Annotated in this window: 31 protein-coding genes; 13 read left to right on the top strand and 18 right to left on the bottom strand. The window is 56.1% G+C overall.

Features of this window, described 5'->3' with window-relative positions; genetic code table 11:
- Both msrA and paeA read left to right on the top strand, forming a co-directional pair.
- Positions 1-642, top strand: a complete 642-nt coding sequence (gene msrA, locus ACOYA6_RS14735) for a peptide-methionine (S)-S-oxide reductase MsrA (RefSeq protein ID WP_039028476.1) — start codon at positions 1-3, stop codon at positions 640-642.
- 188 nt (positions 643-830) lie between these two features.
- Complete coding sequence (gene paeA, locus ACOYA6_RS14740) at positions 831-2,168, top strand: polyamine export protein PaeA (protein ID WP_039028475.1); 1,338 nt, start codon at positions 831-833, stop codon at positions 2,166-2,168.
- 58 nt (positions 2,169-2,226) lie between these two features.
- Here paeA and ACOYA6_RS14745 read toward each other — a convergent pair whose 3' ends face one another.
- Positions 2,227-2,433: a DUF1107 domain-containing protein gene (locus tag ACOYA6_RS14745; RefSeq protein ID WP_032616223.1), complete on the bottom strand. Its 207-nt coding sequence runs from the start codon at positions 2,431-2,433 to the stop codon at positions 2,227-2,229.
- A gap of 327 nt (positions 2,434-2,760) precedes the next feature.
- Between ACOYA6_RS14745 and ACOYA6_RS14750 the strand changes: the two genes are divergently transcribed.
- A complete protein-coding gene (locus ACOYA6_RS14750; RefSeq protein WP_039028473.1) occupies positions 2,761-3,318 on the top strand; it encodes a YtfJ family protein in 558 nt (185 codons plus the stop codon).
- On the opposite strand, the gene cysQ is transcribed toward ACOYA6_RS14750, so the two are convergent.
- Positions 3,312-4,052, bottom strand: a complete 741-nt coding sequence (gene cysQ, locus ACOYA6_RS14755; protein ID WP_223074453.1) for a 3'(2'),5'-bisphosphate nucleotidase CysQ — start codon at positions 4,050-4,052, stop codon at positions 3,312-3,314. The two genes, ACOYA6_RS14750 and cysQ, sit on opposite strands and share 7 nt — an antisense overlap.
- Positions 4,053-4,242: 190 nt before the next feature.
- Here cysQ and ACOYA6_RS14760 point away from each other — a divergent pair, with 190 nt between their 5' ends.
- On the top strand, positions 4,243-6,186 hold the full coding sequence (locus ACOYA6_RS14760; protein ID WP_422654920.1) for a bifunctional 2',3'-cyclic-nucleotide 2'-phosphodiesterase/3'-nucleotidase: 1,944 nt from the start codon (positions 4,243-4,245) through the stop codon (positions 6,184-6,186).
- 130 nt (positions 6,187-6,316) lie between these two features.
- Here ACOYA6_RS14760 and ACOYA6_RS14765 read toward each other — a convergent pair whose 3' ends face one another.
- Entirely contained in the window at positions 6,317-6,697 is a 381-nt protein-coding gene (locus tag ACOYA6_RS14765; protein WP_422654921.1) for a winged helix-turn-helix transcriptional regulator, read from the bottom strand.
- Between the two features lie 89 nt (positions 6,698-6,786).
- Here ACOYA6_RS14765 and ACOYA6_RS14770 point away from each other — a divergent pair, with 89 nt between their 5' ends.
- The 3 genes from ACOYA6_RS14770 to ACOYA6_RS14780 all read left to right on the top strand — a co-directional run bounded on the left by ACOYA6_RS14770 (position 6,787) and on the right by ACOYA6_RS14780 (position 9,583).
- Positions 6,787-7,635, top strand: a complete 849-nt coding sequence (locus tag ACOYA6_RS14770) for an SDR family oxidoreductase (RefSeq protein WP_422654922.1) — start codon at positions 6,787-6,789, stop codon at positions 7,633-7,635.
- Between the two features lie 81 nt (positions 7,636-7,716).
- Positions 7,717-8,541: an AraC family transcriptional regulator gene (locus ACOYA6_RS14775; RefSeq protein ID WP_422654923.1), complete on the top strand. Its 825-nt coding sequence runs from the start codon at positions 7,717-7,719 to the stop codon at positions 8,539-8,541.
- A gap of 76 nt (positions 8,542-8,617) precedes the next feature.
- Positions 8,618-9,583, top strand: coding sequence for a DMT family transporter (locus tag ACOYA6_RS14780; RefSeq protein WP_422654978.1), 966 nt, complete (start codon positions 8,618-8,620; stop codon positions 9,581-9,583).
- Positions 9,584-9,735: 152 nt separating this feature from the next.
- Here ACOYA6_RS14780 and ACOYA6_RS14785 read toward each other — a convergent pair whose 3' ends face one another.
- Entirely contained in the window at positions 9,736-11,385 is a 1,650-nt protein-coding gene (locus tag ACOYA6_RS14785) for a methyl-accepting chemotaxis protein (protein ID WP_422654924.1), read from the bottom strand.
- Positions 11,386-11,627: 242 nt separating this feature from the next.
- Here ACOYA6_RS14785 and ytfE point away from each other — a divergent pair, with 242 nt between their 5' ends.
- Complete coding sequence (gene ytfE / locus ACOYA6_RS14790) at positions 11,628-12,290, top strand: iron-sulfur cluster repair protein YtfE (protein ID WP_039028487.1); 663 nt, start codon at positions 11,628-11,630, stop codon at positions 12,288-12,290.
- 64 nt (positions 12,291-12,354) lie between these two features.
- Here ytfE and cycA read toward each other — a convergent pair whose 3' ends face one another.
- Positions 12,355-13,764 (bottom strand): D-serine/D-alanine/glycine transporter, encoded by a 1,410-nt coding sequence (gene cycA, locus ACOYA6_RS14795; RefSeq protein ID WP_039028466.1) that lies wholly within the window; start codon positions 13,762-13,764, stop codon positions 12,355-12,357.
- Between the two features lie 308 nt (positions 13,765-14,072).
- A complete protein-coding gene (fklB, locus tag ACOYA6_RS14800; protein ID WP_039028465.1) occupies positions 14,073-14,693 on the bottom strand; it encodes a BamJ family beta-barrel-assembly machinery protein in 621 nt (206 codons plus the stop codon).
- A 231-nt stretch (positions 14,694-14,924) separates the two neighbouring features.
- On the opposite strand from fklB, the gene ACOYA6_RS14805 reads away from it, so the two are divergent.
- Complete coding sequence (locus ACOYA6_RS14805) at positions 14,925-15,566, top strand: OapA family protein (protein WP_039028464.1); 642 nt, start codon at positions 14,925-14,927, stop codon at positions 15,564-15,566.
- Between the two features lie 23 nt (positions 15,567-15,589).
- On the opposite strand, the gene ACOYA6_RS14810 is transcribed toward ACOYA6_RS14805, so the two are convergent.
- The 5 genes from ACOYA6_RS14810 to rpsF all read right to left on the bottom strand — a co-directional run bounded on the left by ACOYA6_RS14810 (position 15,590) and on the right by rpsF (position 18,124).
- Positions 15,590-16,531 carry a DMT family transporter gene (locus ACOYA6_RS14810; protein WP_039028463.1) on the bottom strand — a complete coding sequence of 314 codons (942 nt, stop codon included), beginning with the start codon at positions 16,529-16,531 and terminating at the stop codon, positions 15,590-15,592.
- 153 nt (positions 16,532-16,684) lie between these two features.
- On the bottom strand, positions 16,685-17,134 hold the full coding sequence (rplI, locus tag ACOYA6_RS14815) for a 50S ribosomal protein L9 (RefSeq protein ID WP_032616202.1): 450 nt from the start codon (positions 17,132-17,134) through the stop codon (positions 16,685-16,687).
- Between the two features lie 41 nt (positions 17,135-17,175).
- Positions 17,176-17,403: a 30S ribosomal protein S18 gene (gene rpsR, locus ACOYA6_RS14820; protein WP_000135199.1), complete on the bottom strand. Its 228-nt coding sequence runs from the start codon at positions 17,401-17,403 to the stop codon at positions 17,176-17,178.
- A 4-nt stretch (positions 17,404-17,407) separates the two neighbouring features.
- Positions 17,408-17,722, bottom strand: coding sequence for a primosomal replication protein N (priB, locus tag ACOYA6_RS14825; protein ID WP_039028462.1), 315 nt, complete (start codon positions 17,720-17,722; stop codon positions 17,408-17,410).
- 6 nt (positions 17,723-17,728) lie between these two features.
- Positions 17,729-18,124, bottom strand: a complete 396-nt coding sequence (gene rpsF / locus ACOYA6_RS14830; RefSeq protein ID WP_011915632.1) for a 30S ribosomal protein S6 — start codon at positions 18,122-18,124, stop codon at positions 17,729-17,731.
- A 344-nt stretch (positions 18,125-18,468) separates the two neighbouring features.
- Between rpsF and yjfY the strand changes: the two genes are divergently transcribed.
- Positions 18,469-18,744 carry a DUF1471 family protein YjfY gene (gene yjfY, locus ACOYA6_RS14835; RefSeq protein ID WP_039028461.1) on the top strand — a complete coding sequence of 92 codons (276 nt, stop codon included), beginning with the start codon at positions 18,469-18,471 and terminating at the stop codon, positions 18,742-18,744.
- Positions 18,745-18,840: 96 nt separating this feature from the next.
- On the opposite strand, the gene ACOYA6_RS14840 is transcribed toward yjfY, so the two are convergent.
- Genes ACOYA6_RS14840 through ulaA form a run of 6 tightly spaced genes read right to left on the bottom strand, consistent with a single transcriptional unit; the run spans position 18,841 to position 23,249 of the window.
- Positions 18,841-19,527, bottom strand: coding sequence for an L-ribulose-5-phosphate 4-epimerase (locus ACOYA6_RS14840; RefSeq protein WP_139564050.1), 687 nt, complete (start codon positions 19,525-19,527; stop codon positions 18,841-18,843).
- Complete coding sequence (locus tag ACOYA6_RS14845; protein ID WP_422654925.1) at positions 19,514-20,380, bottom strand: L-ribulose-5-phosphate 3-epimerase; 867 nt, start codon at positions 20,378-20,380, stop codon at positions 19,514-19,516. Before ACOYA6_RS14845 ends, ACOYA6_RS14840 begins: the two co-directional genes overlap by 14 nt.
- 9 nt (positions 20,381-20,389) lie before the next feature.
- Entirely contained in the window at positions 20,390-21,040 is a 651-nt protein-coding gene (locus ACOYA6_RS14850; RefSeq protein WP_039028458.1) for a 3-keto-L-gulonate-6-phosphate decarboxylase UlaD, read from the bottom strand.
- Positions 21,041-21,053: 13 nt separating this feature from the next.
- Positions 21,054-21,521: a PTS ascorbate transporter subunit IIA gene (gene ulaC / locus ACOYA6_RS14855; RefSeq protein ID WP_039028457.1), complete on the bottom strand. Its 468-nt coding sequence runs from the start codon at positions 21,519-21,521 to the stop codon at positions 21,054-21,056.
- Positions 21,522-21,530: 9 nt separating this feature from the next.
- Positions 21,531-21,836 (bottom strand): PTS ascorbate transporter subunit IIB, encoded by a 306-nt coding sequence (ulaB, locus tag ACOYA6_RS14860; protein ID WP_138370093.1) that lies wholly within the window; start codon positions 21,834-21,836, stop codon positions 21,531-21,533.
- A 12-nt stretch (positions 21,837-21,848) separates the two neighbouring features.
- Entirely contained in the window at positions 21,849-23,249 is a 1,401-nt protein-coding gene (gene ulaA, locus ACOYA6_RS14865; RefSeq protein WP_138370092.1) for a PTS ascorbate transporter subunit IIC, read from the bottom strand.
- Between the two features lie 353 nt (positions 23,250-23,602).
- Here ulaA and ulaG point away from each other — a divergent pair, with 353 nt between their 5' ends.
- Positions 23,603-24,667 carry an L-ascorbate 6-phosphate lactonase gene (gene ulaG / locus ACOYA6_RS14870; RefSeq protein ID WP_422654926.1) on the top strand — a complete coding sequence of 355 codons (1,065 nt, stop codon included), beginning with the start codon at positions 23,603-23,605 and terminating at the stop codon, positions 24,665-24,667.
- Positions 24,668-24,776: 109 nt separating this feature from the next.
- On the top strand, positions 24,777-25,532 hold the full coding sequence (ulaR, locus tag ACOYA6_RS14875; protein WP_039028453.1) for an HTH-type transcriptional regulator UlaR: 756 nt from the start codon (positions 24,777-24,779) through the stop codon (positions 25,530-25,532).
- On the opposite strand, the gene yjfP is transcribed toward ulaR, so the two are convergent.
- Positions 25,529-26,260, bottom strand: coding sequence for an esterase (gene yjfP, locus ACOYA6_RS14880; RefSeq protein ID WP_422654927.1), 732 nt, complete (start codon positions 26,258-26,260; stop codon positions 25,529-25,531). The two genes, ulaR and yjfP, sit on opposite strands and share 4 nt — an antisense overlap.
- Before the next feature lie 138 nt (positions 26,261-26,398).
- Between yjfP and bsmA the strand changes: the two genes are divergently transcribed.
- Positions 26,399-26,728 carry a biofilm peroxide resistance protein BsmA gene (bsmA, locus tag ACOYA6_RS14885; protein WP_072036607.1) on the top strand — a complete coding sequence of 110 codons (330 nt, stop codon included), beginning with the start codon at positions 26,399-26,401 and terminating at the stop codon, positions 26,726-26,728.
- Positions 26,729-26,864 lie beyond the last annotated feature (136 nt).

Consider the following 26,864-nt stretch of genomic DNA (forward strand, 5'->3'; position numbering starts at 1 on the left):
GTGAGTTTATTTGATAAAAAACACCTTGTTGCTCAGGCGGATGCATTACCGGGACGTAACACCCCTATGCCAGTCGCCACCCTGCACGCGGTTAACGGACACTCCATGACCAACGTTCCGGACGGTATGGCGGTCGCCCTGTTCGCGATGGGCTGCTTCTGGGGCGTCGAGCGCCTGTTCTGGCAGCTGCCGGGCGTCTACAGCACCGCGGCCGGCTACACCGGCGGTTATACCCCGAACCCGACCTACCGTGAAGTCTGCTCCGGCCAGACCGGTCACGCCGAGGCGGTACGCGTGGTGTATGACCCGAACGTCGTCAGCTACGAACAGCTGCTGCAGGTGTTCTGGGAAAACCACGACCCGGCGCAGGGTATGCGTCAGGGCAACGACCACGGTACCCAGTACCGCTCGGCGATCTATCCGCTCACGCCAGAGCAGGATGCCGCCGCCCGCGACAGCCTGGCGCGTTTCCAGCAGGCGATGCATGCTTCCGGTGACGATCGCCCTGTGACCACTGAGATCGCCAGCGCGCTGCCGTTCTACTACGCGGAAGACGACCACCAGCAGTATCTGCATAAAAATCCGTACGGCTACTGCGGTATCGGCGGCATCGGCGTTTGCCTGCCGCCTCAACTGGCATAACAGTAAGCCGGTTTTGCCCGTTTACGAGCAAAACCGGCTCAAAAAGTGATCTCTGGCGGGTTTACAGACATTTACGCTATACTAGCCGCTGAAATAACCGGCCTACTGCTTCGGACCGGTGTTCAAAATCTCTACACACCTGTATGACCAACTTCCCTCCGAGGATCCGGCGATAAGCTGGATAAGATATGTTAAACAGTATTTTAGTAATACTTTGTCTCATTGCCGTCAGTGCATTTTTCTCAATTTCAGAAATCTCGCTGGCCGCATCCCGTAAAATCAAACTTAAACTGCTCGCCGACGATGGCGACCTGAATGCCCAACGCGTCCTGAAAATGCAGGAAAACCCGGGGATGTTCTTTACCGTGGTGCAGATCGGCCTCAACGCGGTCGCCATTCTTGGCGGTATTGTCGGTGATGCTGCTTTCTCGCCGGTATTCCACGCCCTTTTCTCAAAGTACTTCTCTCCGGAGCTTTCCGAGCAGTTGAGCTTCATTCTCTCCTTCTCGCTGGTGACGGGCCTGTTCATTCTGTTTGCCGACCTGACCCCGAAACGCATCGGTATGATTGCGCCCGAAGCCGTGGCTTTGCGCATCATCAACCCGATGCGCTTCTGTCTGTTCGTGTTCCGCCCGCTGGTGTGGTTCTTTAACGGCCTGGCCAATACCATTTTCCGCCTGTTTAAGCTGCCGATGGTGCGTAAAGATGACATCACCTCTGATGACGTTTACGCGGTATTCGAAGCCGGTGCGCTGGCGGGGGTGCTGCGTAAGCAGGAGCATGAGCTGATCGAGAACGTGTTTGAGCTGGAATCCCGTACCGTGCCGTCATCCATGACCGGACGTGAGAACGTGATCTGGTTCGATCTGCACGAAGACGAGCAGAGCCTGAAGACCAAGGTGGCGGAACATCCGCACTCCAAGTTCCTGGTGTGTAATGAAGATATCGACCACATCATCGGCTATGTCGACTCCAAAGACCTGCTCAACCGCGTGCTGGCAAACCAGAGCCTGGCGCTGAACAGCGGCGTGCAGATCCGCAATACGCTGATTGTCCCGGACACCCTGACGCTCTCCGAAGCGCTGGAAAGTTTCAAAACCGCCGGGGAAGACTTCGCGGTGATCATGAACGAATACGCGCTGGTGGTGGGTATCATCACCCTGAATGACGTGATGACCACCCTGATGGGCGATCTGGTGGGCCAGGGTCTGGAAGAGCAGATTGTGGCGCGCGATGAGAATTCATGGCTGGTGGACGGCGGCACGCCTATCGACGACGTCATGCGCGTGCTGGATATCGACGAGTTCCCGCAGTCGGGCAACTACGAGACCATTGGCGGCTTTATGATGTTCATGCTGCGTAAGATCCCGAAACGCACCGACTCGGTGAAGTTCTCGGGCTACAAGTTCGAGGTGGTGGATATCGACAACTACCGCATCGACCAGCTGCTGGTGACCCGCATCGACAACAAGCCGACGGTGCTGGTACCGAAACTGCCGGACGCCGAAGAGAACGTATCGGCCTAAGCCAGAAACATCAACGGCTCCCATCGGGAGCCGTTTCTTTTACTGCATAGCACGTTGGTTAAGCCATCTCAGTTTGCAGACGCATAACCTGACGGTTGACTTCGGACATCACAGAAAAGTGCTGTTTATCCTTCACTTTCGGGACAAGGATTTTGCCCTTATCAAACTCAAAAGCGCCAACATCCTTGATATACAACCGTCCACGGAACAGGATTTTTACGTATTTAGCTACCTGAAGCGGATTGTAGCGTTGGAAAATTTTCATTCTATTATCTCCTGCGAATCATACGCTCTTGCGGCACCACAATCGGGCCGACCCTCTGGAGCGCAAATTTTGTTGCCCAATGACTATAGACGAGAAAAAAGGTGATACCCAGTCTGCATAAGTTTATTTACCTTTTGATGACAAATAATCAGAATATTCTTTGCAAACGTAACTTTCAGGCAGTATAAGCCATCGTTTTTGTGCAGATATGTGCGTTCCACCTCACTCTGGCACCGGGATTGCGGGTAAAGCACCGCGATCGCACTTATGATTAAAACGTCAGACCAAGTGGTCGGATCACCTGCTAAAAACAAAAAGGAAAACACCATGACCTTACGTAACATCCTGGCAACTGCCTGCCTGATGCTGCCACTGATGGCTTCCGCACATAATTTTGAGAAGGGACAACGTGTGCCGCCGGTGGGCATTGCCGACCGGGGAGAATTGATCCTCGACAATAATGAGTTTAGCTACAAAACCTGGAATAGCGCGCAGCTCGTGGGCAAAGTGCGAGTGGTGCTACATATTGCCGGCCGCACATCGGCAAAAGAGAAAAACGCAACCCTGATTGAAGCGATCAAGGCGGCACATTTACCAAAAGATACTTATCAGACCACTACCGTCGTGAACACCGATGATGCGATCCCGGGCTCCGGCATGTTCGTGCGCAGCAGCCTCGAGAGCAATAAAAAGCTCTATCCATGGTCACAGTTCATTGTCGACAGCAACGGTGCCGCGCGTAGCGCCTGGCAGCTGGAAGAAGAGAGTTCGGCAGTCGTGGTGCTGGATAAAAACGGTAACGTGCAGTGGGCGAAAGATGGCGCCCTGACCCAGGAAGAGGTGCAGCAGGTGGTTGCCCTGCTGCACAAGCTGCTCGGTCAGTAAAGCGAGACCCGGAAGCCCGGATTGAGGAAAGATTCACGCGGGGTATAGTCGAGCGGCTTGCCCTGCCAGTCGTGAACGTGTGCACCCGCAGCGGCGGCAACGGCATGGCCTGCCGCCGTATCCCAGACGTTGGTCGGGCCGAAGCGCGGGTAAAGCTGCGCCTGCCCTTCTGCCACCAGGCAGAACTTCAGCGATGAGCCGATGGACGTCGTCTGGTGCTCACCCAGCTGATGCAGATACTCCTCCAGCTCATTATCCGAATGCGAGCGGCTGATCACCACCAGCGGTGGCCGGGCGTCACGCACCTGGATCTGCTTGCGCACCCCGCACTCTTCTTTCCACGCTTTGCCTTCTGCGGCGCTGTACATCACCTTCAGCACCGGGGCATAGACCACGCCCAGCACCGCTTTGCCTTTATCAATCAGAGCAATATTTACCGTGAATTCACCGTTACGTTTGATGAACTCCTTGGTGCCGTCCAGCGGATCCACCAGCCAGTAACGCTGCCAGTGCTGGCGCTGGTCCCAGGGCTGAGGATCTTCTTCGGACAGCACCGGAATATCGGGCGTCAACGCCTGCAGACCCTGCAGGATCACCCCGTGCGCCGCGAGATCGGCTGCAGTGACCGGGGAGTCGTCGATTTTACGGATCGTGTCCATTGGGATCTTGCCATCGTAGACCTGCATAATGGCATCGCCCGCATCCCGTGCGAGCTGACAAATTTTATCTAACATTCTCCACCTCTTTGTTAACACAGTGGGTTTAACTCTTTGTTTTATTTATATCGCATTGTGAATAAATCCGCTATCTGTGAAGCAATTCCGGTTTCAGTGCCCTTTTTTCTGGCAGGATTCACAATTCTGTAAGCAAAAAAATATAGATACATATTCTTTTGTGGCCTGGATCTAAAAAAGGACTCCTCTGATGATTAAGTTTAGCGCAACGCTTCTGGCGACGCTGATTGCAGCGAGCGTACAGGCGGCGACGGTCGATCTCCGCATAATGGAAACCACCGACCTGCACAGCAATATGATGGACTTCGACTACTACAAAGACGCCCCGACGGAAAAATTTGGCCTGGTGCGCACCGCCAGCCTGATTAACGCCGCCCGTAGCGAAGTGAAAAACAGCGTGCTGGTCGATAATGGCGACTTAATTCAGGGTAGTCCGCTTGGGGATTACATGGCGGCGAAGGGGCTAAAAAAGGGCGATGTGCATCCGGTATATAAGGCGCTGAACACCCTGGATTACGCGGTGGGCAACCTCGGCAACCACGAGTTTAACTACGGGCTGGACTACCTGCACATGGCGCTCTCCGGGGCCAAATTCCCGTACGTTAACGCCAATATCATCGACGTTAAGACCAACAAACCGCTGTTTACGCCTTACTTAATTAAAGAAACGACAGTCGTCGATCAGGATGGCAAACAGCAGACCCTGAAGATCGGCTATATCGGTTTTGTCCCGCCGCAGATCATGACCTGGGATAAGGCTAACCTGAGCGGCAAAGTGACGGTCAACGACATCACCGAAACCGCCCGCAAGTATGTGCCGGAGATGCGCGAGAAAGGCGCCGATCTGGTGGTAGTGGTGGCGCACTCGGGTCTCTCTGCCGACCCATACCAGGCGATGGCGGAAAACTCGGTCTACTACCTCAGCGAAGTCAAAGGGGTGGACGCCATTCTCTTCGGCCACGCCCACGCGGTGTTCCCGGGCAAAGATTTCGCCAGCATCAAAGGAGCCGACATTGCGAAAGGAACCCTGAACGGTGTGCCAGCGGTGATGCCGGGCATGTGGGGGGATCACCTTGGGGTGGTCGATCTGGTGCTGAATAACGACGCCGGGAAATGGCAGGTCACGCAGTCGAAAGCCGAAGCCCGACCGATTTACGATCTGGCCGCCAAAAAAGCGCTGGTGGCCGAGGATAAGCACATTGTTGAGGTGCTGAAGCACGATCACGACGCCACCCGCGAGTTTGTCAGCAAACCGATCGGTAAATCCGCCGACAACATGTACAGCTACCTGTCACTGGTGCAGGACGATCCTACCGTACAGGTTGTGAACATGGCGCAGAAAGCCTACGTGGAGAAATATATCCAGGGCGACCCGGATCTGGCGAAACTGCCGGTGCTCTCCGCCGCCGCGCCGTTTAAGGTGGGTGGACGTAAAAACGATCCGGCCAGCTACGTCGAAGTGGAGAAAGGCCAGTTGACCTTCCGTAACGCCGCCGATCTCTATCTCTATCCGAACACCCTGGTGGTGGTCAAAGCCACAGGCCAGGAGGTGAAGGAGTGGCTGGAGTGTTCCGCCGGACAGTTCAACCAGATCGATACCCACAGCAGCAAACCACAGTCGCTGATTAACTGGGACGGTTTCCGTACCTATAACTTCGACGTGATCGACGGCGTGGAGTACCAGATTGACGTGTCGCAGCCGGCGAAATATGACGGCGAATGCCAGGTGGTGAATGCCCAGGCCGAGCGCATCAAGAACCTGACCTTTAACGGCAAGCCGATCGACCCGAAAGCGACCTTCCTGGTGGCGACCAACAACTACCGCGCCTACGGCGGGAAGTTTGCCGGAACCGGCGACAGCCATATCGCCTTCGCCTCACCGGATGAGAACCGCTCGGTGCTGGCGGCGTGGATTGGCGAGGAGTCGAAGAAGCGTGGCGAAATCCATCCAGCAGCGGACAACAACTGGCGTCTGGCCCCTGTCCACAGCGACGTGAAGCTGGATGTTCGCTTTGAGACCGCGCCAACGGAAAAAGCGGCGGCGTTTATCAAAGAGAAAGCGCAGTACCCGATGCAGCAGGTCGCCACCGATGAGATCGGATTTGCGATTTATCAATTAGATTTGAGCAAATAGTCGTTTATGTAGGCCGGGTAAGGCGAGGTAAAAGCAAAACGGCAACGCAAGTTGCCGTTTTTAGTGTTTGCGCCCTCGGACCAAAGGAGAGGGTTGGGGTGAGGGCATCAGGCCGCACAATTTTATATAATCACGCCGCCCGCTCCCCCCTGTTACTCATCACCTGCGGTAAGTTCAGCTCTATCCAGTCGGCCAGCGCCGCAACCTTCTCACTCACCTCTTCCCCCAGCGGCGTCAGGCTGTACTCCACGTGGGGAGGCACCACCGGAAAAGACACCCGGTTGATAAAGCCATCCTGCTCCAGCGCCTGGAGCGACTGGGCCAGCATCTTTTCGCTCACCCCGCCCATCTTGCGGCGCAGATCGCTGAAGCGATGCGTTCCATCACGCAGCGCCACCAGAATCAGCACGCCCCAGCGGCTGGTCACATGCTTGAGCACATCCCGGGAAGGACACTGCTCGGCAAACAGGTTGCCGTCGCGCAGCTGCTCGCTGAGGGTCTGATTCGTCATTTGATACTTACCTTTTTGTGCGTACTTACTAAAAGTTAGTTTGAGTGATAGTGTGCCACAACAGTCACCCAATACGAAGGATAATCATCATGATCGCAATCACCGGCGCTACCGGCCAGCTTGGCCAACTCGTTATTGAACAGCTCCTGAAAACCGTTCCGGCCAGCCAGCTGGTCGCCATTGTACGCAACCCGGCAAAGGCTGAGGCGCTCAGCCAGCAGGGCGTGACCGTGCGTCAGGCCGATTACACCGACCAGGCCGCCTTCACCCGTGCGCTCGCAGGGGTGGATAAGCTGCTGCTCATCTCCTCCAGCGAAGTGGGCCAGCGCGCCCCGCAGCATCAGAACGTGATTAACGCGGCGAAGGCGGCGGGCGTGAAGTTCATCGCCTATACCAGCCTGCTGCATGCCGATACCTCGCCGCTGGGCCTGCACGTGGAGCATGTCGCCACCGAACGCGCCCTGGCAGAGTCGGGCATTCCTTATGCCCTGCTGCGTAACGGCTGGTATACCGAAAACTATCTCGCCAGCGCTCCGCCTGCGCTGGAGCACGGCGTGTTCATCGGTGCCGCCGGCGAAGGCAAAATCGCCTCTGCCACCCGCGCCGACTATGCCGCTGCCGCCGCACGCGTCATCAGCGAAGAGGGCCATGCCGGTAAAGTATATGAGCTGGCGGGCGACCACGCGTGGACATTAGGAGAACTTGCAGCCGAACTCAGCCGCCAGAGCGGTAAAAACGTGGCGTATCAGAACCTGAGCGAAGCCGATTTTGCCGCCGCGCTGAAGGGCGTTGGCTTACCGGCGGGCCTGGCGGATATGCTGGCCGACTCCGACGTGGGCGCCTCGAAAGGCGGCCTGTTTGATGACAGCCGCACCCTGAGCGCGCTGCTGGGTCGCCCGACCACAACGCTTGCTGAGAGCGTGAAGGGCATCCTGTAATTGTTAAAATGTAGTTAATTAGTGTGGCATCCCCGCGGGTCATCTCTGATAATGACAGTCTGACCCGCGAGGAGGCTCACCGTGCAAGGCGTACCCGAACAGTTCTTCGATGAGAGAGACAGCGCGCGCTTTCGCCATCTGGCGCAGGTGCCTGGCGTCGAACTGTATCACGCCCATATCTCCCGCTACGCGTTTGAGCCCCATACCCACGAGGCCTTCGGGATCGGCGCCATAGAAGCCGGTGCCGAACGCTTTCGCTATCGCGGGACGCAGTACGTCGCCCCGGTCCACTCCGTCGTCACCATGAATCCTGATGAACTTCACACTGGCGAGGCCGAGACTGCCGACGGCTGGCGCTACCGGATGATCTATCTCGAACCGGATCTGCTTGAAGAGGTGACCGGCATCCGCCACTGGTGGTTCAGCGACGTTACCCGCCACGATCCCCGCCGTTCGCAGCAGATCTGTCAGCTGATCTACGGCCTGTGGCATACCAACGATCCGCTGGCGCAAAAAGGCTTGCTGCTGGACCTGATTGATACCTTTAAACCGCTGGCGCGCCATGCGCCTGTCCTGCACGAAGGGGCACATCGCTTCGAGCGGGTGCGCGACTACCTGCATGACAACTATATGCACTCCCTGACCCTTGATGAGCTGGCGCAGGTGGTGTCGCTCAGCCCGTACCATTTCCAGCGCCAGTTCAAGGCCCATTTTCACGTCACACCCCATCAGATGCTGATGGCCATCCGCCTGTGGCGCGCCAAAGCCTTTCTCACCCAGGGACTGCCTGCGGCAGAAGTTGCCGCTGCGACGGGCCTGACCGATCAGTCGCACCTGACCCGGGCGTTTACGCGTCGGTACGGCATCACTCCCGTGCGCTACCAGAAACAGGTAACGCAGCGCTAATGCGCAATCTCATACAATACGTCCCCCCTTTTGTCTTTCTACACTGCCAGCAGGTTCAAATAAGATGGATGGAAAAATGATTAGCGGCATGTTGTATGCCCTGCTTGCAGGGTTGATGTGGGGGCTGATTTTTGTTGGTCCGCTGATCGTCCCGGAATACCCGGCGGCGTTGCAGTCGATGGGGCGCTATCTGGCGCTGGGGCTTATCGCCCTGCCGATCGCCTGGCTGGGCCGGGCGCGGTTGCGCCAGCTTAAAGGCCGGGACTGGCTCACCGCGCTGTCGCTGACCATGATGGGCAATGTGATCTATTACATCTGCCTGGCCAGCGCAATCCAGCGTACCGGAGCGCCCGTCTCGACGATGATCATTGGCACCCTGCCGGTGGTGATCCCGGTGTTCGCCAATCTGCTCTACAGCCAGCGCGACGGTAAACTGCCGTGGTCGAAGATGGTCCCCGGACTGCTTGCCATTGCGCTGGGGCTGGTGTGCGTGAATATCGCCGAGCTGCGTCATGGTGTGGCCGGGGGCAGCGGCTGGCGCTACGTGTCCGGGATCCTGCTGGCGTCGGTGTCGGTGGTCTGCTGGGCATGGTATGCCCTGCGTAACGCCCGCTGGCTGCGGGAAAACCCCGACAAGCATCCGATGATGTGGGCCACCGCCCAGGCGCTGGTGACGCTGCCGGTCTCGGTGGTGGGGTATCTCGCCGCCTGCGCATGGCTGAACGTGCAGCAGCCGGACTTTGCGCTTCCGCTGGGGCCGCGCCCGTGGGTCTTCCTTGGGCTGATGGTGGCAATTGCGGTGTGCTGCTCGTGGGTGGGTGCGCTGTGCTGGAACGTCGCCAGCCAGAAATTACCGACGGTGATATTAGGGCCGCTGATTGTCTTCGAAACCCTGGCCGGGCTGCTGTATACCTTCCTGATGCGCCAGAGTCTGCCGCCGCTGTTAACCGGCACGGGGATTGTGTTGCTGGTGGTAGGCGTGGTGATTGCGGTGAGCGCGAAACCGGAAAAACCCCTGGTTGTTCCGGCTTCGGAGCTGTAGGTATCGCCCGGCGGCGAGGTAAAAGCAAAACGGCAACCCTGGGGTTGCCGTTTTTAATGTGTGCTCCCTCTCCCGGTGGGAGAGGGTTGGGGTGAGGGCAACAGGCCGCACACTTCCCAGGCCGGGTAAGCGAAGCCGCCACCCGGCAGGTTTTAGAAGGTTTCCCAGTTCGCGTCCGTCGTCGCCAGCACCGGCTTCGCTTTTGCGGTATAAGTTTTCATCGGCGCGGCCTTCGCCGTCTGGCTCTTTGTGATCTTAAACACCGCCACCGCCTCGTTCAGGCGCGCTGCCTGCTCTTCCAGCGCTGCTGCCGCCGCCGCAGACTCCTCAACCAGCGAGGCGTTCTGCTGGGTCACGCGATCCATCTCGGCCACCGCCTGGCCAACCTGGTCAATCCCGCGGCTCTGCTCATCAGAGGCAGAAGCAATTTCGCCCATGATGTCGGTAACGCGGGTGACGGCGCTGACGATCTCCGCCATCGTCTCCCCGGCTTCGTTCACCAGCGCGGAACCGGCGCTGACGCGCGCGCCAGAGTCGTCGATCAGCCCTTTAATCTCTTTCGCCGCCTGGGCGCTGCGCTGGGCCAGCGTACGCACTTCCCCAGCCACCACCGCAAACCCGCGTCCCTGCTCTCCGGCACGCGCCGCTTCTACCGCCGCGTTCAGCGCCAGGATGTTGGTCTGGAAGGCGATACCGTCAATCACGTTGGTGATCTGGGCGATTTTACTGGAGCTGTTGGCAATCTCGTCCATGGTGCGCACTACGCCTTCAACCACGTTCCCGCCTTTCTTCGCGGTACTCGAGGCATCCAGCGCCAGGCGTGACGCCTGACGGGCGTTATCGGCGTTCTGCTTCACGGTGGCGGTCAGCTGTTCCATGCTGGCGGCGGTCTCTTCCAGCGAGGCCGCCTGCTGCTCGGTACGGGAAGAGAGGTCGTTGCTGCCTGCGGAGATCTCACCGGCACCGGTATAGATGGTATCTGCCCCATCGCGAACCACGCCCACGGTGTTAGCCAGCGCCTTCTGCATCTCGTGTACGTTATGCGACAGCATCGCCATTTCATTGTGACCTTCGGCGTTAACGGGCTGGGTCAGATCCCCTGCGGCAATGGCGCGAATATGGGCAATCACCTCGTGCAGCGGCTTCAGCAGGACGTTGCGCATGGCGATCCAGCTGGCGACAATCACCGCCACCACAATCACCATAATTGCCGTCAGGATCCACAGAATCCGCTGGTAGTCGTTCTCGTTGTCAGTAATGCCTGCGCTGGCCAGCTTCGCCTGGGCTTCACGCCATTCACGATAAACAGCCTGCATTGCCACCTGCTTCTGCTCGGCATTCTGTCTGAACATGTCGTCCAGGTTGCCCTGCGCCAACAGCTCGTTCATTTTCGTCAGCGTGGTGTGGTAAGCGCGGTACTGCTCTTCCAGCCGATCGGCCAGCTTCTCATCCAGGCCCGGCGTTTCCGGCAGGGCGTAATATTTGTCGTAGTGTCCCTGGGCTTCTGCCAGCAGGTTTTTGCCCGCCGTCACCAGCTCGCCCAACTGGCCGCCGTTGATTTCGCTCGCCGTGCTGCTCTGCAGACGGAGCATACCGCGGTTAAGGGTGACGCGCGCCTGGTTCAGGCTGATCCACGCGTCGGTAAACTCCGCCACGTTCTGGCTTGAGAGCTGGGAGACGGTGAAATTGTCCTTATCGTTATTCAGGGCATTGATAAATACCGACGCCGCGATGATTTGCATCACCCCCAGCACCAGCAGCACCGAGACTAACAGGGTGATTACTTTAATACGTTTAAACATTCTCAGTCTTCTTTTGCAGGATATTGTCTGAGGGGTATATCGGCAGGGAGGGCGTGTTATTTAACAATTCGTGGTCTAACCACCCCTATTATTTGGAAATTATCAAATCCATTCAGCAAGTTAAATCATAAGAAACTTTTGTGAATTGCACCCTTTTTAATCCTCTGCTCCTAAAGGGTTATATCTTCACCTTAAAGATGCATTTAAAATACATCTTATCAAATAACGATGAGGTAACGACCATGGCCTTCCGCGACCAACCTTTAGGCGAGCTGGCGCTCTCCATCCCACGCGCTTCCGCGCTGTTTCGTAAATACGATATGGATTACTGCTGCGGCGGTAAGCAGACCCTGGCGCGTGCCGCATCGCGTAAGGAACTGGATCTGGACCTCATCGAAGCTGAACTGGAAAAACTGGCCGAGCAGCCGCTGGAAAAAGACTGGCGCAGCGTGGCGCTGGCAGAGATCATCGACCACATCATCGTGCGTTTCCATGACCGCCACCGCGAACAGCTGCCGGAGCTGATCCTGCAGGCCACCAAGGTTGAGCGCGTCCATGCCGAAAAAGCCTCCGTTCCGCGCGGCCTGGCGAAAAACCTGACCCTGCTGCATGAAGAGCTCTCCAGCCACATGATGAAAGAGGAGCAGATCCTGTTCCCGATGATCAAACAGGGGATGGGTAGCCAGGCGATGGGGCCTATCAGCGTGATGGAAAGCGAACACGACGACGCCGGTGAACTGGTCGAAGTGATTAAGCACATCACCCATAACGTGACCCCGCCTGCGGATGCCTGCACCACCTGGCGCGCGATGTATAACGGGATTAACGAGATGATTGACGACCTGATGGAACACATTAGTCTTGAGAATAACGTGCTGTTCCCGCGGGCGCTTGCCGGGGAATAAAAAAGCCCGGTAGCGCTAACGCTTACCGGGCCTATAAACGGCAACCGAAGTTGCCGTTTTGCTTTTACCTTACACCTGCCATACGTTTCTTACCGATAAACAGCCAGCCCAGCCCCAGCGCGATAAACCACAGCGGCGTAACGATCAGCGCCTGACGGGTATCCTCTTCCAGCGTCAGCAGAACCAGTACGAACACGAAGAATGCCATGCAGACCCAGCACATCAGCTTGCCAAGCGGCATCTTGTAGATCGATTTTTCATGCAGGTGCGGACGCTGTTTGCGGTACACCAGGTACGAGCACAGGATGATGGTCCAGACGAACATGAACAGGATCGCAGAGACGGTGGTGATCATGGTGAACGCGCCAATCACGCTTGGGTTCACGTAGAGCATCACCACGCCGCCCAGCAGGCAGATACAGGAGAAGGTCAGCCCTTTCGCCGGTACCGCACGCTTAGAGAGCTTCGCGAACGCGCTCGGCGCTACGCCTTCCTGCGCCAGGCCAAACAGCATACGGCTGGTGGAGAACACGCCGCTGTTGGCCGAAGAGGCCGCTGACGTCAGCACCACGAAGTTAATCAGACTCGCCGCAGCCGGCAGGCCTACCAGCACAAACAGCTCAACGAACGGGCTCTTGGTAGGGACGACGGAGCTCCACGGCGTAACCGACATAATGACGATCAGCGCGAAGACGTAGAACATGATGATACGCACGGGAATGGAGTTAATTGCCCGTGGCAGCGACTTCTCAGGATCTTTGGTTTCTGCGGCAGTGGTGCCGACCAGCTCAATCCCCACGAAGGCAAAGACCGCAATCTGGAAGCCGGCGAAGAAGCCGCTCAGCCCTTTCGGGAACCAGCCGCCGTCATTCCACAGATGGGTAAACGAAGCCTGCACGCCGCTCGGAGAGGTGAAGTGCGTCATCACCATCACCAGGCCGACCACGATCAGGCCAACGATGGCGACAATTTTGATCATCGCGAACCAGAACTCCATTTCACCGAACATTTTCACGGTGGCGAGGTTAAGGCTCAGCAGCAGGACGATGACTGCCAGCGAGGCTACCCAGTCAGACAGCCCCGGGAACCAGAACTGCGCATAGGCCGTAATGGCGACCACGTCGGCCATGCCGGTAACAACCCAGCAGAACCAGTAGGTCCAGCCGGTAAAGTAACCCGCCCACGGCCCGAGCAGGTCGGAGGCAAAGTCGCTGAAGGATTTGTATTCGAGATTCGAGAGCAGCAGCTCTCCCATTGCACGCATCACGAAAAAGAGCATGAAGCCGATGATCATATAGACAAAAATGATCGACGGACCGGCAAGGCTAATGGTTTTACCTGACCCCATAAACAGCCCGGTGCCGATAGCACCGCCGATGGCGATAAGCTGAATATGACGGTTTGTGAGATTGCGCCGTAGCGACTGTTCAGACGGTGCCTCTTCGTCGGCAACGACTTTTACCTGATCTACCATGTGATGTTTTCCTGTTGTGACTACCTGTGTTGTTCAGGCTCTTCTGGCCCTTTATTACATCGAAAAGCGACGGCCCCGATTAAGGACTCATCGATATTAGGTAAGAATCGGCGGGATGAATACTATGATTTAAATATTATGTTAACAACATGTTGAAACTGAGTGTCATATCACTTAAGCAACGCAAAACAGCTCACAAAAATACACTTACTGTGACCTTTTGCAAGATAATCTGTTGATTGGCGCGTAACTATAGGTTTTTTAACTGATTTCCCCTCCCCTGTCGGGGAGAGGAAGAGGAAGGTCGCTTACAGGATTTCCAGCAGCTCAACTTCGAAGACCAAGGTGCTGAATGGCGGGATGGACGCGCCAGCGCCGCGCTCGCCGTAGGCCAGGTTCTGCGGGATAGTCAGTTCCCATTTAGAGCCAACCGGCATCAGGGTCAGGGCTTCGATCCAGCCTGGGATCACGCCATTTACCGGGAATTCTGCCGGTTCGCCGCGGGCAACGGAGCTGTCGAACACGGTACCGTCGATCAGTTTACCGGTGTAATGCACGCGAACGTGGTCGGTACGCGCCGGGATTGGGCCTTCACCCTGAGTCAGTACGCGGAACTGCAGGCCGGTTTCGGTGCTGTTCACGCCTTCACGCTCACGGTTCTCTTCGAGGAATTTCTCGCCTGCCGCAGCCATCTCTTCGAAACGAGCGCGACGCACGGAGTCAGCACGTTCGTGGATCTCACGCAGCGCGCGGTGAACCACATCTACCGGAACCGCCGGTTGTTTACCTTCCAGCGCATCGGCGATACCCGCCACCAGCGCTTCAGGTAACAGACCCTGCAGACCTGATTCGCTCAGCTGCTGTCCTACCTGCAAACCAATGCCGTAGCTTGCTTGCGCTTCGATTGTGTCAAAAGTCGGGGTGGTCATGGGATTTCCTTCCATCACATTTAAAGTAGCGGGCAGCATAACAGCCACCTTCCATCCGGTAAAACTTTGTCTTATGGAAAGATGACAAATTGCGACGAAACGGAAACAATAGAGACTATCTGGATTTTTCCCGAATGCGTGTCACGGAAGCCGGCTTTGTTACGCTCATCAGGCAGTTAGCAAACTATACTTCTCGGGACAGGAAAAAAGACGCGGAGCAGGAGGAGAGCCATGCCCGGGCCATTTGAACTAAAACCTACCCTGACGAAAATCTGGCATGCGCCGGATAACTTTCGCATCATGGACCCGCTGCCGCCCCTGCACCGCAGAGGCATTATTATTGGTGCGTTGATGGTGATTGTCGGATTTCTGCTGCCAGGCGGCGCGGACGACAGCGCGACGACGCCGGTTCGTCGCGATGCCGAACTGGATATTCGTTCGCAGACGCAGCCGCAGCCCGACGCACAGCCGATGCAGACGCAGCTGGTGGCCCCGTCTAACGATCCCGGCCAGATCGCCCCTGTTGAGCCGGAGCCGATTCAGGAGGATCAACCCCAGGAGCAGGCCGCCGCGCCTGTTCAGTCCCGGCAATCCCCTCCCGGTATTGAGCAGCAGTGGCGGACCTATCGGGTAGAGCCGGGTAAAACCCTGGCGCAGCTGTTCCGCGATCATAACCTGCCGCCGACCGATGTCTATGCCATGGCGCAGGTTGAAGGTGCTGGCAAGCCGCTGAGCAATCTGCAAAACGGCCAGATGGTGCAGATCCGCCAAAATGCGAGCGGTGTGGTAACCGGGCTGACCATTGACAGCGGAAACGGCCAGCAGGTGCTGTTTACCCGTCAGTCTGACGGCAGCTTTATCCGCGCTAAATAGCAGTTCGCCCGGTGGCGTAAGGCTTACCGGGCCTGCTTTCCACTCTCTTTATTGACCCACCAGATCCCTGAGCAGACCAGCACCAGCGCCACGGCATATTTGATCTCGAGGATATTCTCACCGAGGAAAATGGCCGAGAGTACGGTTCCGGCGACCGGCACTAAAAAGTTGAACGGGGCGATCATGCTTACGCGGTTGTGTTTCAGCAGCAAACTCCACAGGGCAAACGCAACCGAGGAGAGCAGGGTCAGATAGCCGAGGATAGCCGCCGCCTTGAAGCTGGGGACGGCCAGCGTTCCGCCGGTGATGTAACCGCCCACCACCAGCATCACCCCGCCAATCGCCAGCTGCCAGCCGGTCATCACCATCGGGTCGACCGTCTGAGAGATGCGTTTACCGTAGAGCGTGGCGGCAGAGAGGATAAACGCCGCCAGCACCACAAAACCGTCCCCGTTCCAGACAAAGTGGAAGTCCTGCAAGCCGCTGTTAAAGTTCACGATCATCACCCCGGCAAAACCGAGGATACACCCAAGTGCCTTGTTGTAGCTGATCCTGTCGTTCTGATAGATGAAGTGCGCCAGCATAACGCTGAAGAAGGTGGCGGTCGCGTTCATGATCGAGCCTTTAGCACCTGTGGTATAGGCGAGGCCGATATAAAAGAAGGTGTACTGAATAGCGGTCTGCGTCAGGCCAAGGACCGTCAGCTGTCCGAACTGTCGCGGGCTAAGCCGGCCAATCGGCTTGCGCTGAGCCAGAGCAAGCAGCAGCAACAGCAGGCCTGCAAAAACAAAGCGATAACCGGCAAAGACCACTTTTGACGGAATGTCGTTGGCGGCGATCTGAAAGAGTTCGTAGCCACTCTTAATCGCGGGATAGGAGCTACCCCATAACAGACAGCACAGGGTCGCGCTGGCGAAGACAATGTTTTTACGAGAGAAAAGCGGTGCAGGCAGAGCGGTGTCCATGACAAATCCCAAAGATAAAATGTCGTTTCATTTTATTATCAGGGAATGCGCAAGGAATAGCCACCATACAAGTCACAAAGAAAGGGGCTGGTCGCGTTAAAAAGCAAAACGCCGGCACAAGGCCGGCGCTTCGACGTGGTGAAGAGTAATTACTTACTCAGCAACAACGTTAACAACCAGTTTCGCGAATACTTCGCTGTGAACCTGGAAGTCCACTTCGTGCTCACCGGTGGTACGCAGAACGCCGTTCGGCATACGAACTTCGCTCTTAGCCACTTTAACGCCAGCTGCAGTTACTGCATCAGCGATATCGCGGGTACCGATGGAACCGAACAGTTTACCTTCGTCGCCTGATTTAGACGCGATAGTAACGGTGCCCAGTGCGTTGATTTCTTCAGCGCGAGCGTTAGCAGCCGCCAGAACGTCAGCCAGTTTGGCTTCCAGTTCAGCACGACGTGCTTCGAAAAACTCTACGTTTTTCTTGGTAGCAGGAACAGCTTTACCCTGTGGAACCAGGAAGTTACGAGCGTAGCCCGCTTTAACGTTTACCTGATCACCCAGGCTGCCCAGGTTTGCTACTTTATCAAGCAGAATAACTTGCATTACCTTATCCTCTTAAAGTCGTATTAATGGACCGTGCCCGATTACTGATGACGATCAGTGTACGGCAGCAGGGACAGGTAGCGAGCGCGTTTGATAGCGCGAGCCAGCTGACGCTGGTATTTTGCACGAGTACCGGTGATACGGCTTGGGACAATCTTACCGCTTTCGGTGATGTAGTTTTTCAGCGTTGCGATATCTTTATAGTCGATCTCTTGAACGCCTTCCGCGGTGAAACGGCAGAACTTGCGACGACGGAAATAACGTGCCATTTGGCTAGTCTCCAGAATCTATCAAATCAATCTGCTCGGCATGCAGAACTAGTTTGCTCAGGCCGTTCTTTGCCTTGTGGCAAGAGATGAACCCCTGAACCGTTACTGCACTACCGACCGTTATACTGTGAGTAATGGCCTGGTTTTCGTGTCCGCTAATAATAACGGGCATTTGGCACCACGCCTGCCGGTGAAACCCGGCTTCCTCCTGCACTGAACGATGCTCAAGCACGAACTGGCAGTGAGGAATTCCTGATGGGCTGACCTTGCGAAGTGGGGTCCTGCACACGGTACCGGACAACACCAGACGGTTGGTCATCAGAAATTACTCTTCAGAATCCCCAGCATCAGAATCATCTGCGGTTTCGTTTGCGAAATCATCGCGACGCTCACGGCGCTCGTCTTTCGCTTTAACCATCGGAGATGCTTCGGTCACTGCGTTTTTGGTACGCATAACCATGCTGCGGATAACGGCATCGTTGAAGCGGAAGTTAGTTTCCAGCTCATCGATCGCTTCCTGCGGCGCTTCAACGTTCAGCAGAACGTAGTGAGCTTTGTGCAGTTTGTTGATCGGATAAGCCAGCTGACGGCGGCCCCAGTCTTCCAGACGGTGGATCGTGCCTTCTGCTGCAGTGATTGCACCAGTGTAGCGCTCGATCATACCCGGAACCTGTTCGCTCTGGTCAGGATGGACCATAAAAACGATTTCGTAATGACGCATCGAATTGCTCCTTACGGATTATTCAGCCTCCTGTCTGGGTCAGCCGAGGCCCGGGGAGGCAAGGAACGTGTTAAAGGTCGGCTGAAAAATTGACGCGTCATAATACTTGCGCCCCCCAGGAAACTCAAGCTGATTGCGCAAATAATTCGCACAAAGCGCAAAGCGGGTCTAAGTGGGTGATTTACCATTGCTCACGGACGATCGCGGCGTTTTTTTGAACAACAGCATCAGAAATGGTCGCCATAGCCTGTGAGATTCATGCTTACACTTTAATCAGACCCTGTCTCAGGACAAAAGACAGCCGTGAATATCGTCGCACCGTAGTTTGTCGTGGAGCGCATATCATGAAAAAGATCACCATTGCCCTTCTGGCTGCGCTTTTGCTGAGTGCAAACGCGACTGCAGCCATTCAGGTTGACGGCCGACAGGCCAGAAATATGGATGATGTGCAAAGCCTGGGCGTCATTTATATCAACCATAACTTCGCCACGGAAAGTGAAGCGACTGAAGCAATTAATGCAGAAGCCGATGCGCGGGATGCCCGCTACTATCACGTCATGCTCACCCGTGAACCGGGCAGCAACGGCAATATGCACGTCAGCGCAGATATCTATCGGTAACGCTTTGACGCTAGCACCAGGAAAGCCAACAACGAAAAAATTGTCATAGTCTGATTAGCCCCCTGCCCGGGGGCTTTTTTTCTTCTTTTACTTCTCTTACTTCTGGCCGTAATAGGCATTGGCACCATGCTTGCGCATAAAATGTTTGTTCATCAGATAGCTGTCGACGGGCTTCAGGTGCGGATTAATGCCGCGAGCTATCCACGCCATTTTCGCAACCTCTTCCATGACTACGGCATTATGCACGGCATCGTGAGCATCGCTTCCCCAGGCAAAGGGGCCATGCTGATACACCACAATGCCCGGTCTGTGCAGCGGTTCACCCTCTCCCAGCGTTTCAATGATCACCTTGCCGGTGTTGAGCTCGTACTCGCCCTGCACTTCTGCTTCGGTTAGGGCCCGGGTACAGGGGATATCGCCAAAGAAGTAGTCGGCATGGGTAGTGCCGAGCGCCGGGATCGCCAGCCCTGCCTGCGCCCAGGCGGTCGCATGGGTCGAGTGGGTATGCACCACCCCGCCAAGAGAGGGGTAACGCCGGTACAGCGCCAGATGGGTCGCGGTATCAGACGAAGGGCGCCATTGCCCTTCCACCACGTTGCCGCTGAGGTCCACCACCACCATGTCATCGACGCGCATGGTCTCGTAGGCGACCCCGCTGGGTTTGATCGCCACCAGCCCACGCTCCCGATCGATGGCGCTGACGTTTCCCCAGGTGAAAGTGACCAGACCGTAGTGCGGCAAATCCATGTTTGCCTCAAATACCTGCTGTTTAAGCTGCTTCATGCTGATCCTCTCCGAGCCCGGCTCGCGCCATCCGCTCACGCACCCAGTCGCGCGCCAGCGCCACTTCGCGAACCGGATCGGCTGAGGTTTCGCTCCACATTTCGATCAGATAAGGCCCGCAGTAGCCGCTCTGTTTTAGCGTCTGGAAGCAGCGTTCAAAATCGACTATCCCGCTGCCGAAAGGCACGTTTTTGAAGACGCCGGGGCGGGTGTCTTTCACATGGACCGCCACGATATGGCCGATGCCTGCCTGCAGTTCCATCTGCACGTCGTTATCCCACGCCGAGAGATTGCCGATATCGGGATAGAGCTGGAACCACGGATTATTCAGGTAGTGGGCATAGCCCAGCGCCTTGCTGATGGAGTTCATCAGCGGGTAATCCATGATCTCCATCGCCAGCGTCACCTGCGCACGGCTGGCCATTTCCACGCTCTCTTTCAGCCCATCCCGGAAACGACGGCGCGTTTCGTCATTGGCTTCCTGATAGTAGACGTCATAACCGGCCAGCTGGATAACGCGGATCCCCACGTCCTGGGCGAAGCGAATCGCTTTACGCATGATCTCAAGGCCCTGTGTCCGCACGGCGTCATCTTCACTGCCGAGCGGGAAGCGACGGTGGGCGCTCAGGCACATTGATGGCACGCGCACGCCGGTTTCGGCGACGGCGTTCACCAGCGCCAGACGCTGTTCGCGGCTCCAGTCGAGACGGGAGAGGCGCTCGTCCGTCTCATCCACCGACATCTCGACGAAATCGAACCCCAGCGACTGCGCCAGTTTCAGTCGTTCGAGCCAGCACTCCCCCGAGGGGAGCGCCTTTTCATAGATGCCAAGCGGCACCTGTTTGCTTAACATAGCCGCTCCTTATCCCCACAGTTGGGCGATGGAACGTTTGAACTGGCGTGCCGCTTCCACCGGCGAGGCGGCATCGCGGATGCTGCGACCGGCGATAAAGACGTGAATCGGGATCCCCGCGAACAGCGGCAGATCTTCCAGCGCCAGCCCGCCGGTAACCGTCACCTTAAAGCCCATCTCCGCCAGACGCTTAACGGCGCTAATATCCGCTTCGCCCCAGGCAACGCCCGCGGCCTGCGCATCGCGGCTGCGGTGATAGACCACCTGCTGAATGCCTGCGGCGCGCCACTCTTCGGCCTGCTCCCAGGTCCAGAAGCCGGTAAGTTCGATCTGCACGTCACCGTTAAACTCTTTTGCCACTTCCAGCGCGCCTTTGGCGGTGTTGATATCCGCGCAACAGATCACCGTGACCCAGTCGGCGTTGGCTTCGAAGCACATCCGCGACAGGATTTTGCCCGCATCGGCAATTTTGGCGTCGGCCAGCACAATTTTATGCGGGTAGAGGGCTTTCAGGTCGCGGACGGCGCGAACCCCCTCGCCGACACACAGGATGGTGCCTACTTCGATGATGTCTACTTCTTCGGCGATAAGACGCGTGGTTTCGTAAGCGTGGTTCAGGGTCTGGTTATCCAGGGCAACCTGTAACATAGGTAATGACATTTTCAAATCCCTCTTAAACTGCCGCCGCTGTGGCGTTGTCGATTAAATCCAGCACTTCCTGCGCGGTGCGGCAGGCGCGTAAACGGTCAAAATTGGCTTCATCTTCAAACAGATTGACGATCTGCATAATGCCCACTTCCTGATGGGTGTTGGCATCCACGGCGGCCATGGTGATCAGGATGTCCACCGGGTCGTTATCTTCATGGTTAAACACCAGCGGCGTTTTCAGGGTGACCAAGGCGAAACCGGTTTTTTTGACGCCCTCTTCCGGACGGCCATGCGGCATGGCCAGCCCCGGGGCAATCACAAAGTACGGCCCGAACTGCTCGACGCCATCAAGAATGGCCTGGTAATAACGCGGCTCTACAACGTCAGCCTTAACCAGCAGATCGACGCTCAGCTTTACCGCCTCCTGCCAGGTACTGGCCTCGGCCTGTAAAAGGATGGAGTTATTCTCTGCCAGCGAATCACGTAGTTTCATAAAGCCTCTTTACTTCACGTCTTGCGGGAAATGCGCTTTGATCACTTCCAGCAGTTTTGGGCCAAAGTCCGCAGGCGACAGCATGTTGCGCACGCCCACCACGTATTTATTGCCAGTCACGTTAATCTCACCGGCGATGTGGGTTGAGGCGATGATGATGTCCGCGCCGTTCAGTTCACTTTTGTATTCACCCACCGCGCAGCTGTTCACCGTGTGGTCAATTTTTGACTGGGTTAAAAACTGGTCCACTTTCATCTTCATGATCATGGAGCTCCCTTGCCCATTGCCACACACGGCCAGGATACGTACGGTCATAATCAAAACTCCTTAGTGAGCAGAAACTTCTGCTGTTTGTTGTTCCGCATCTTCTTCAGCGCGCAGCGAACGGCCAGCGAAGAACATATAAGCCAGTGCAATCAGAATGATGACGCCCATAAAGATCAGGCCGACAGAGGCGAAGCCCTGCATCATCGGCGGCGCCAGAATCGACCAGTCCGCCATCCCCATCCAGGCGCTCATACCGGTGAGCTTGACCGCCCACACGCAGCCGAAGATTTCAATCATGCCCATCACCAGGCAGATCTTGAGCGCCGCGCGCCAGCCGCCGAAGTGGTTAGCAAACACGCCGATGGTGGCGTTAGAGAAGAACATCGGGATAAAGCCAGGAATAATCAGGATGGACGAGCCGCAGCCCACCAGGATGCCAACCGCAATCAGTTGGCCGATGGTGCCCCACATAAAGCCCCACACCACCGCGTTCGGCGCGAAGCTATAAATCGCCGCACAGTCAATCGCTAACACCGCGCCGGGAATCAGACGCTGAGAGATACCGTTGAAGGCCTCAGACAGCTCGGCGACGAACATGCGGACGCCCTGGGTGATGATGAAAATCGCTACGGCGAAGGAGAAGCCGGTTTGCAGGATGTAGATGGTCCAGTGGGTTTTACCCGCCATGGCCTGCACAACGTCAATGCCGAAGGAGAGCAGGATGGCGCCAAAGAAGATGGTCATCACAATCGCCGTAGAGACGATGTTGTCGTGGAAGATATTCAGCCATCCGGGCAGCTTCAGATCCTCAACGCTCTCCTCTTTTTTACCCAGATACGGGGCAACCTTATAGGCAATCCATGAGGCAAACTGCTGCTGGTGGCCGATGGAGAAACCGCAGCCGTCGGTCACTTCCTGTGTGGGTTTGTACATCATATTGGAGGTGATCCCCCAATAGAGTGAGACCAGCACTGCCGTACAGATAATGGTGGTCCACATCGAATAGCCGAAAATATAGAGGGAAACCGCAATCAACCCGGCCTGCTGGAACATGATGTGGCCGGTCAGCATGATGGTGCGGATGCCGGTGATCCGACGCAGCAGAACGTAAATGATGTTCAGCGCCAGGGCGAGCAGGACGGCGTATCCCACCCAGCTATAGGCATCGCCCATGCGTTCGATGGTGGCCATCATTGAGGCGTAGGTGTCTGAAATCGCGCCGTTGATGCCATAAACTTCCGACATTTTGGCGACAACGGGCTTAAAGGTGCTTGTTAAAATGCCTGAACCTGCCTGAAGCAGCATAAAACCGATGATGGTTTTGATGGTGCCTTTGATTATCACGCTCACGCTTTTACGCAGCAGGATATAACCCAGGCAGGTCACGATACCCAGCAGCAGCGGGGCATTGGTCATTACCTGATTAAAAAAGACGGTAAAGACGCTGTAGAGGATCTCCATAACACTCTCCGGTAAAGGCAGTACGATGCGTAATGCTCGTACAACAGCCCCCACTCTATTAATCACAAATAATCACCACAAGATTGATTTTGATTATTTGTGACGCATCACGCAAATTATTTCCCCTTAAAGATTAATGCCTTTATATGCATTCACATCCACTCTATAAATTCATTCTAAATCAATAAATTATATAAATATAAGTAACAAAATCACATTCAGGAATTTTCAGGGTAGTCGCCTGAGTTTGCCGCAAACCTCGCAAAACGGCATTGCATTGCTGATTCATCGGTGACAATATAAATCAAACTACATCACCAAATGATTACTTTTGATAGATAGGGAGTCTGACAATGAGTAAAGTGAATACCATTACCCGCGAATCATGGATCCTGAGCACTTTCCCGGAATGGGGTAGCTGGCTGAATGAAGAGATCGAACAGGAGCAGGTCGCGCCGGGCACATTCGCGATGTGGTGGCTGGGCTGTACCGGCATCTGGCTGAAGTCTCAGGGCGGCGCCAATGTCTGCGTTGATTTCTGGTGCGGCACCGGCAAACAGAGCCATGGCAACCCGCTGATGAAAAAAGGCCATCAGATGCAGCGTATGGCAGGTGTCGAGAAACTGCAGCCGAACCTTCGCACCACGCCGTTTGTCCTCGATCCTTTTGCGATTCGTCAGATCGACGCCGTTCTTTCGACCCACGATCATAACGATCATATCGACGTCAACGTTGCGGCAGCGGTAATGCAGAACTGTCCGCAAGACGTGCCCTTTATCGGGCCACAAACCTGTGTCGATTTATGGATCGGCTGGGGCGTGCCAAAAGAGCGCTGCATCGTCATGAAACCGGGCGACGTGGTAAAAATCAAAGACATCGAAATTCATGCCCTTGACGCGTTTGACCGCACCGCACTGATTACCCTGCCGGCCGAACGGAAGGCAGCCGGCGTGTTACCGGACGGGATGGACGAGCGCGCGGTGAACTATCTTTTCAAAACCCCGGGCGGCACGCTGTACCACAGCGGTGACTCACACTACTCCAACTACTACGCCAAACACGGTAATGAGCACCATATCGACGTGGCGCTGGGCTCTTACGGCGAGAACCCACGCGGCATCACCGACAAGATGACCAGCGCCGACATTCTGCGCATGGCGGAAGCGCTGAACACCCAGGTGGTGATCCCGTTCCATCACGATATCTGGTCAAACTTCCAGGCCGATCCGCAGGAGATCCGCGTGCTGTGGGAGATGAAAAAAGACCGGCTGAAGTATGGCTTTAAGCCGTTTATCTGGCAGGTGGGCGGCAAATTTACCTGGCCGCTGGATAAAGACAATTTTGAGTATCACTACCCGCGCGGCTTTGATGATTGCTTCACCATTGAGCCCGACCTGCCGTTCAAATCATTCCTGTAATCTTTCAGGCGATCGCCAGGCGCCTTGCCTGGCGATAGAACATTTTGCTTAGTATTTTCAGGCTATTTCAAATATCATCTTTTAACATCAATTTATTTCGGAATAGCTCATGACGGAAGCACAGCGGCATCAAATTTTACTGGATCTCCTGGCGCAAACCGGGTTTGTCACCGTTGAGCAGGTGATTGCCCGGCTGGGCGTTTCTCCCGCCACCGCACGCCGGGATATCAACAAACTTGATGAAAGCGGCAAGCTGAAAAAGGTGCGCAACGGCGCCGAAGGGATCAGCCAGCAGCGCCCACGCTGGTCGCCGATGAATATTCATCAGGCGCAGAACCACGACGAGAAAGTGCGTATCGCCAGAGCCGCCTCCCAGCTGGTCAATCCCGGCGAAAGCGTGGTGATTAACTGCGGTTCCACCGCTTTCCTGCTGGGCCGTGAAATGTGCGGCAAACCGGTGCAGATCATCACTAACTACCTGCCGCTGGCCAACTACCTGATCGATCAGGAGCATGAAAGCGTGGTGATCATGGGCGGCCAGTACAATAAGAGCCAGTCCATCACCTTAAGTCCGCAGGACAGCGAGAACACGCTCTATGCCGGGCACTGGATGTTTACCAGCGGCAAAGGGCTCACCGCCGAAGGGCTGTATAAAACCGATATGCTGACGGCGATGGCGGAGCAGAACATGCTGAACGTGGTCGGCAAGCTGGTGGTGCTGGTGGACAGCAGCAAGGTCGGCGAGCGTGCGGGCATGCTGTTCAGCCGTGCCGAGCAGATAGACATGGTGATCACCGGCAAAAATGCCAACCCGCAGATCCTCCAGAAACTGGAAGATCAGGGCGTGACGATCCTGCGCGTTTAAAGGTGCTGGCGGAAAAACGCCACCGTGGCATCGAGCGCGGTCGGGGTAATGCGGTGTTTCACCCCCGCCTCCCACAGACAGGTCAGATTTTTATCCAGCCCTTCCTGCCGTAATGCCTGCTGCAGACGGAATGTTTCTCCGGCAGGCACTACATCATCTTCCTCACCATGCCACAGCAGCAGCGGGCGGTCAGCCAGACGCGGTAGCGCGGTTGTCACTTCCCAGTCGGCAAGCGGAGAGACCATCGCCGCGAATGCCTCAGGCTGCAGCGGCGGAAACAGCGTCCGGGCCAGCGACGTAAAGTAGCCAGAGCCCATCAGGCTTGCCACACACTTCACCTCAGGGTGGCGCGTCATAATCCCCAGCGCGGTCATGCCGCCCATCGAGGCCCCGGCCACCGCAAGGCGTTCATCGGCCACCAGCCCGGCCTGATACAGGGCATCCCGCAGCGCGGCAAACTCGGTGAGGCTGCCATGCAGGATCGGCCAGAACTGCCCCAGACGGGCCTGCTCATCACCCGTAAAGCGCGCGCCGTGGTCGGGCGCATCCGGCATCACCACTCTGAAACCTGCCTGTGCCAGCGCCACCGCAAAATAGCTGTAGACCAGCTTTGAGGAGGTAAAACCATGATAAAAAATAACAACCGGCAACGGTTCAGACCGTTTTCCCGCCGGAACGGCATGTACAATCTCATGGTCGCCAAGCTGCCGGACTTCAATTTCAATCATCAGTGGGCCTCATACTTTAGGGTGAATCATAATGTTGAGAACTGGCTTACGTTTTCACACAATTTTCATTCGAAATTTACGTCTCAGATAACAATTTGGGAACATTCCCCCAATGTCAAATCAACAGAGATCTACACTATGGCTATCAGGAAACGAGATATGGTTATGCGAAGGGTTGCTGCTTTAACGCTGATGCTGCTGTTAGCCGGATGTAGCGTGCTGGAAGGTACGCCACAGCCCGCACCACCGGTCGCCGATCACCCCCAGGAAATTCGTCGTAATCAGACGGAAGGATTACAGCGAATGGGTACCGTGACCGCACTTGAGCGCGGCTCTCCCGACGATGTGGAAGATGCCATTAAAGCAAAAGCTGTCGCCGCGAATGCAGATTATTACGTCATTACCCTTATCGATGAAACTATCGTAACAGGGCAATGGTATTCGCAGGCCATTTTATACCGTAAATAACGCGCGGTATTTAAACGACATTTACACTGCTTTGCGTCCATAGACGTTTTCCTGTCCACAATAAACTCCATGCCTGTGACAATGGAAGTGAGTTTATTAGCGAAGGATTGCCCGGCGGATTCCGGGGATACGTAAA

The organism is Leclercia barmai, from assembly GCF_049312895.1.
Lineage (GTDB): Bacteria > Pseudomonadota > Gammaproteobacteria > Enterobacterales > Enterobacteriaceae > Enterobacter > Enterobacter barmai.

Excerpts from the sequence above, each read along its gene's own strand:
- ACOYA6_RS14845 (WP_422654925.1), bottom strand. The coding sequence starts at position 20,380 with ATGTTAAGCAAACAGGTGCCGCTTGGCATCTATGAAAAGGCGCTCCCC.
- ACOYA6_RS14840 (WP_139564050.1), bottom strand. The coding sequence starts at position 19,527 with ATGAAGCAGCTTAAACAGCAGGTATTTGAGGCAAACATGGATTTGCCG.
- ACOYA6_RS14850 (WP_039028458.1), bottom strand. The coding sequence starts at position 21,040 with ATGTCATTACCTATGTTACAGGTTGCCCTGGATAACCAGACCCTGAAC.
- ACOYA6_RS14780 (WP_422654978.1), top strand. The coding sequence starts at position 8,618 with ATGATTAGCGGCATGTTGTATGCCCTGCTTGCAGGGTTGATGTGGGGG.
- cysQ (WP_223074453.1), bottom strand. The coding sequence starts at position 4,052 with ATGTTAGATAAAATTTGTCAGCTCGCACGGGATGCGGGCGATGCCATT.
- yjfP (WP_422654927.1), bottom strand. The coding sequence starts at position 26,260 with ATGATTGAAATTGAAGTCCGGCAGCTTGGCGACCATGAGATTGTACAT.
- rpsF (WP_011915632.1), bottom strand. The coding sequence starts at position 18,124 with ATGCGTCATTACGAAATCGTTTTTATGGTCCATCCTGACCAGAGCGAA.
- ACOYA6_RS14760 (WP_422654920.1), top strand. The coding sequence starts at position 4,243 with ATGATTAAGTTTAGCGCAACGCTTCTGGCGACGCTGATTGCAGCGAGC.
- bsmA (WP_072036607.1), top strand. The coding sequence starts at position 26,399 with ATGGCTATCAGGAAACGAGATATGGTTATGCGAAGGGTTGCTGCTTTA.
- ACOYA6_RS14745 (WP_032616223.1), bottom strand. The coding sequence starts at position 2,433 with ATGAAAATTTTCCAACGCTACAATCCGCTTCAGGTAGCTAAATACGTA.
- ulaG (WP_422654926.1), top strand. The coding sequence starts at position 23,603 with ATGAGTAAAGTGAATACCATTACCCGCGAATCATGGATCCTGAGCACT.
- ACOYA6_RS14810 (WP_039028463.1), bottom strand. The coding sequence starts at position 16,531 with ATGGACACCGCTCTGCCTGCACCGCTTTTCTCTCGTAAAAACATTGTC.
- ACOYA6_RS14770 (WP_422654922.1), top strand. The coding sequence starts at position 6,787 with ATGATCGCAATCACCGGCGCTACCGGCCAGCTTGGCCAACTCGTTATT.
- cycA (WP_039028466.1), bottom strand. The coding sequence starts at position 13,764 with ATGGTAGATCAGGTAAAAGTCGTTGCCGACGAAGAGGCACCGTCTGAA.
- ACOYA6_RS14785 (WP_422654924.1), bottom strand. The coding sequence starts at position 11,385 with ATGTTTAAACGTATTAAAGTAATCACCCTGTTAGTCTCGGTGCTGCTG.
- ACOYA6_RS14750 (WP_039028473.1), top strand. The coding sequence starts at position 2,761 with ATGACCTTACGTAACATCCTGGCAACTGCCTGCCTGATGCTGCCACTG.
- ulaR (WP_039028453.1), top strand. The coding sequence starts at position 24,777 with ATGACGGAAGCACAGCGGCATCAAATTTTACTGGATCTCCTGGCGCAA.
- ACOYA6_RS14805 (WP_039028464.1), top strand. The coding sequence starts at position 14,925 with ATGCCCGGGCCATTTGAACTAAAACCTACCCTGACGAAAATCTGGCAT.
- priB (WP_039028462.1), bottom strand. The coding sequence starts at position 17,722 with ATGACCAACCGTCTGGTGTTGTCCGGTACCGTGTGCAGGACCCCACTT.
- yjfY (WP_039028461.1), top strand. The coding sequence starts at position 18,469 with ATGAAAAAGATCACCATTGCCCTTCTGGCTGCGCTTTTGCTGAGTGCA.
- paeA (WP_039028475.1), top strand. The coding sequence starts at position 831 with ATGTTAAACAGTATTTTAGTAATACTTTGTCTCATTGCCGTCAGTGCA.
- rplI (WP_032616202.1), bottom strand. The coding sequence starts at position 17,134 with ATGCAAGTTATTCTGCTTGATAAAGTAGCAAACCTGGGCAGCCTGGGT.
- fklB (WP_039028465.1), bottom strand. The coding sequence starts at position 14,693 with ATGACCACCCCGACTTTTGACACAATCGAAGCGCAAGCAAGCTACGGC.
- rpsR (WP_000135199.1), bottom strand. The coding sequence starts at position 17,403 with ATGGCACGTTATTTCCGTCGTCGCAAGTTCTGCCGTTTCACCGCGGAA.
- ulaA (WP_138370092.1), bottom strand. The coding sequence starts at position 23,249 with ATGGAGATCCTCTACAGCGTCTTTACCGTCTTTTTTAATCAGGTAATG.
- ulaB (WP_138370093.1), bottom strand. The coding sequence starts at position 21,836 with ATGACCGTACGTATCCTGGCCGTGTGTGGCAATGGGCAAGGGAGCTCC.
- ulaC (WP_039028457.1), bottom strand. The coding sequence starts at position 21,521 with ATGAAACTACGTGATTCGCTGGCAGAGAATAACTCCATCCTTTTACAG.
- ytfE (WP_039028487.1), top strand. The coding sequence starts at position 11,628 with ATGGCCTTCCGCGACCAACCTTTAGGCGAGCTGGCGCTCTCCATCCCA.
- ACOYA6_RS14765 (WP_422654921.1), bottom strand. The coding sequence starts at position 6,697 with ATGACGAATCAGACCCTCAGCGAGCAGCTGCGCGACGGCAACCTGTTT.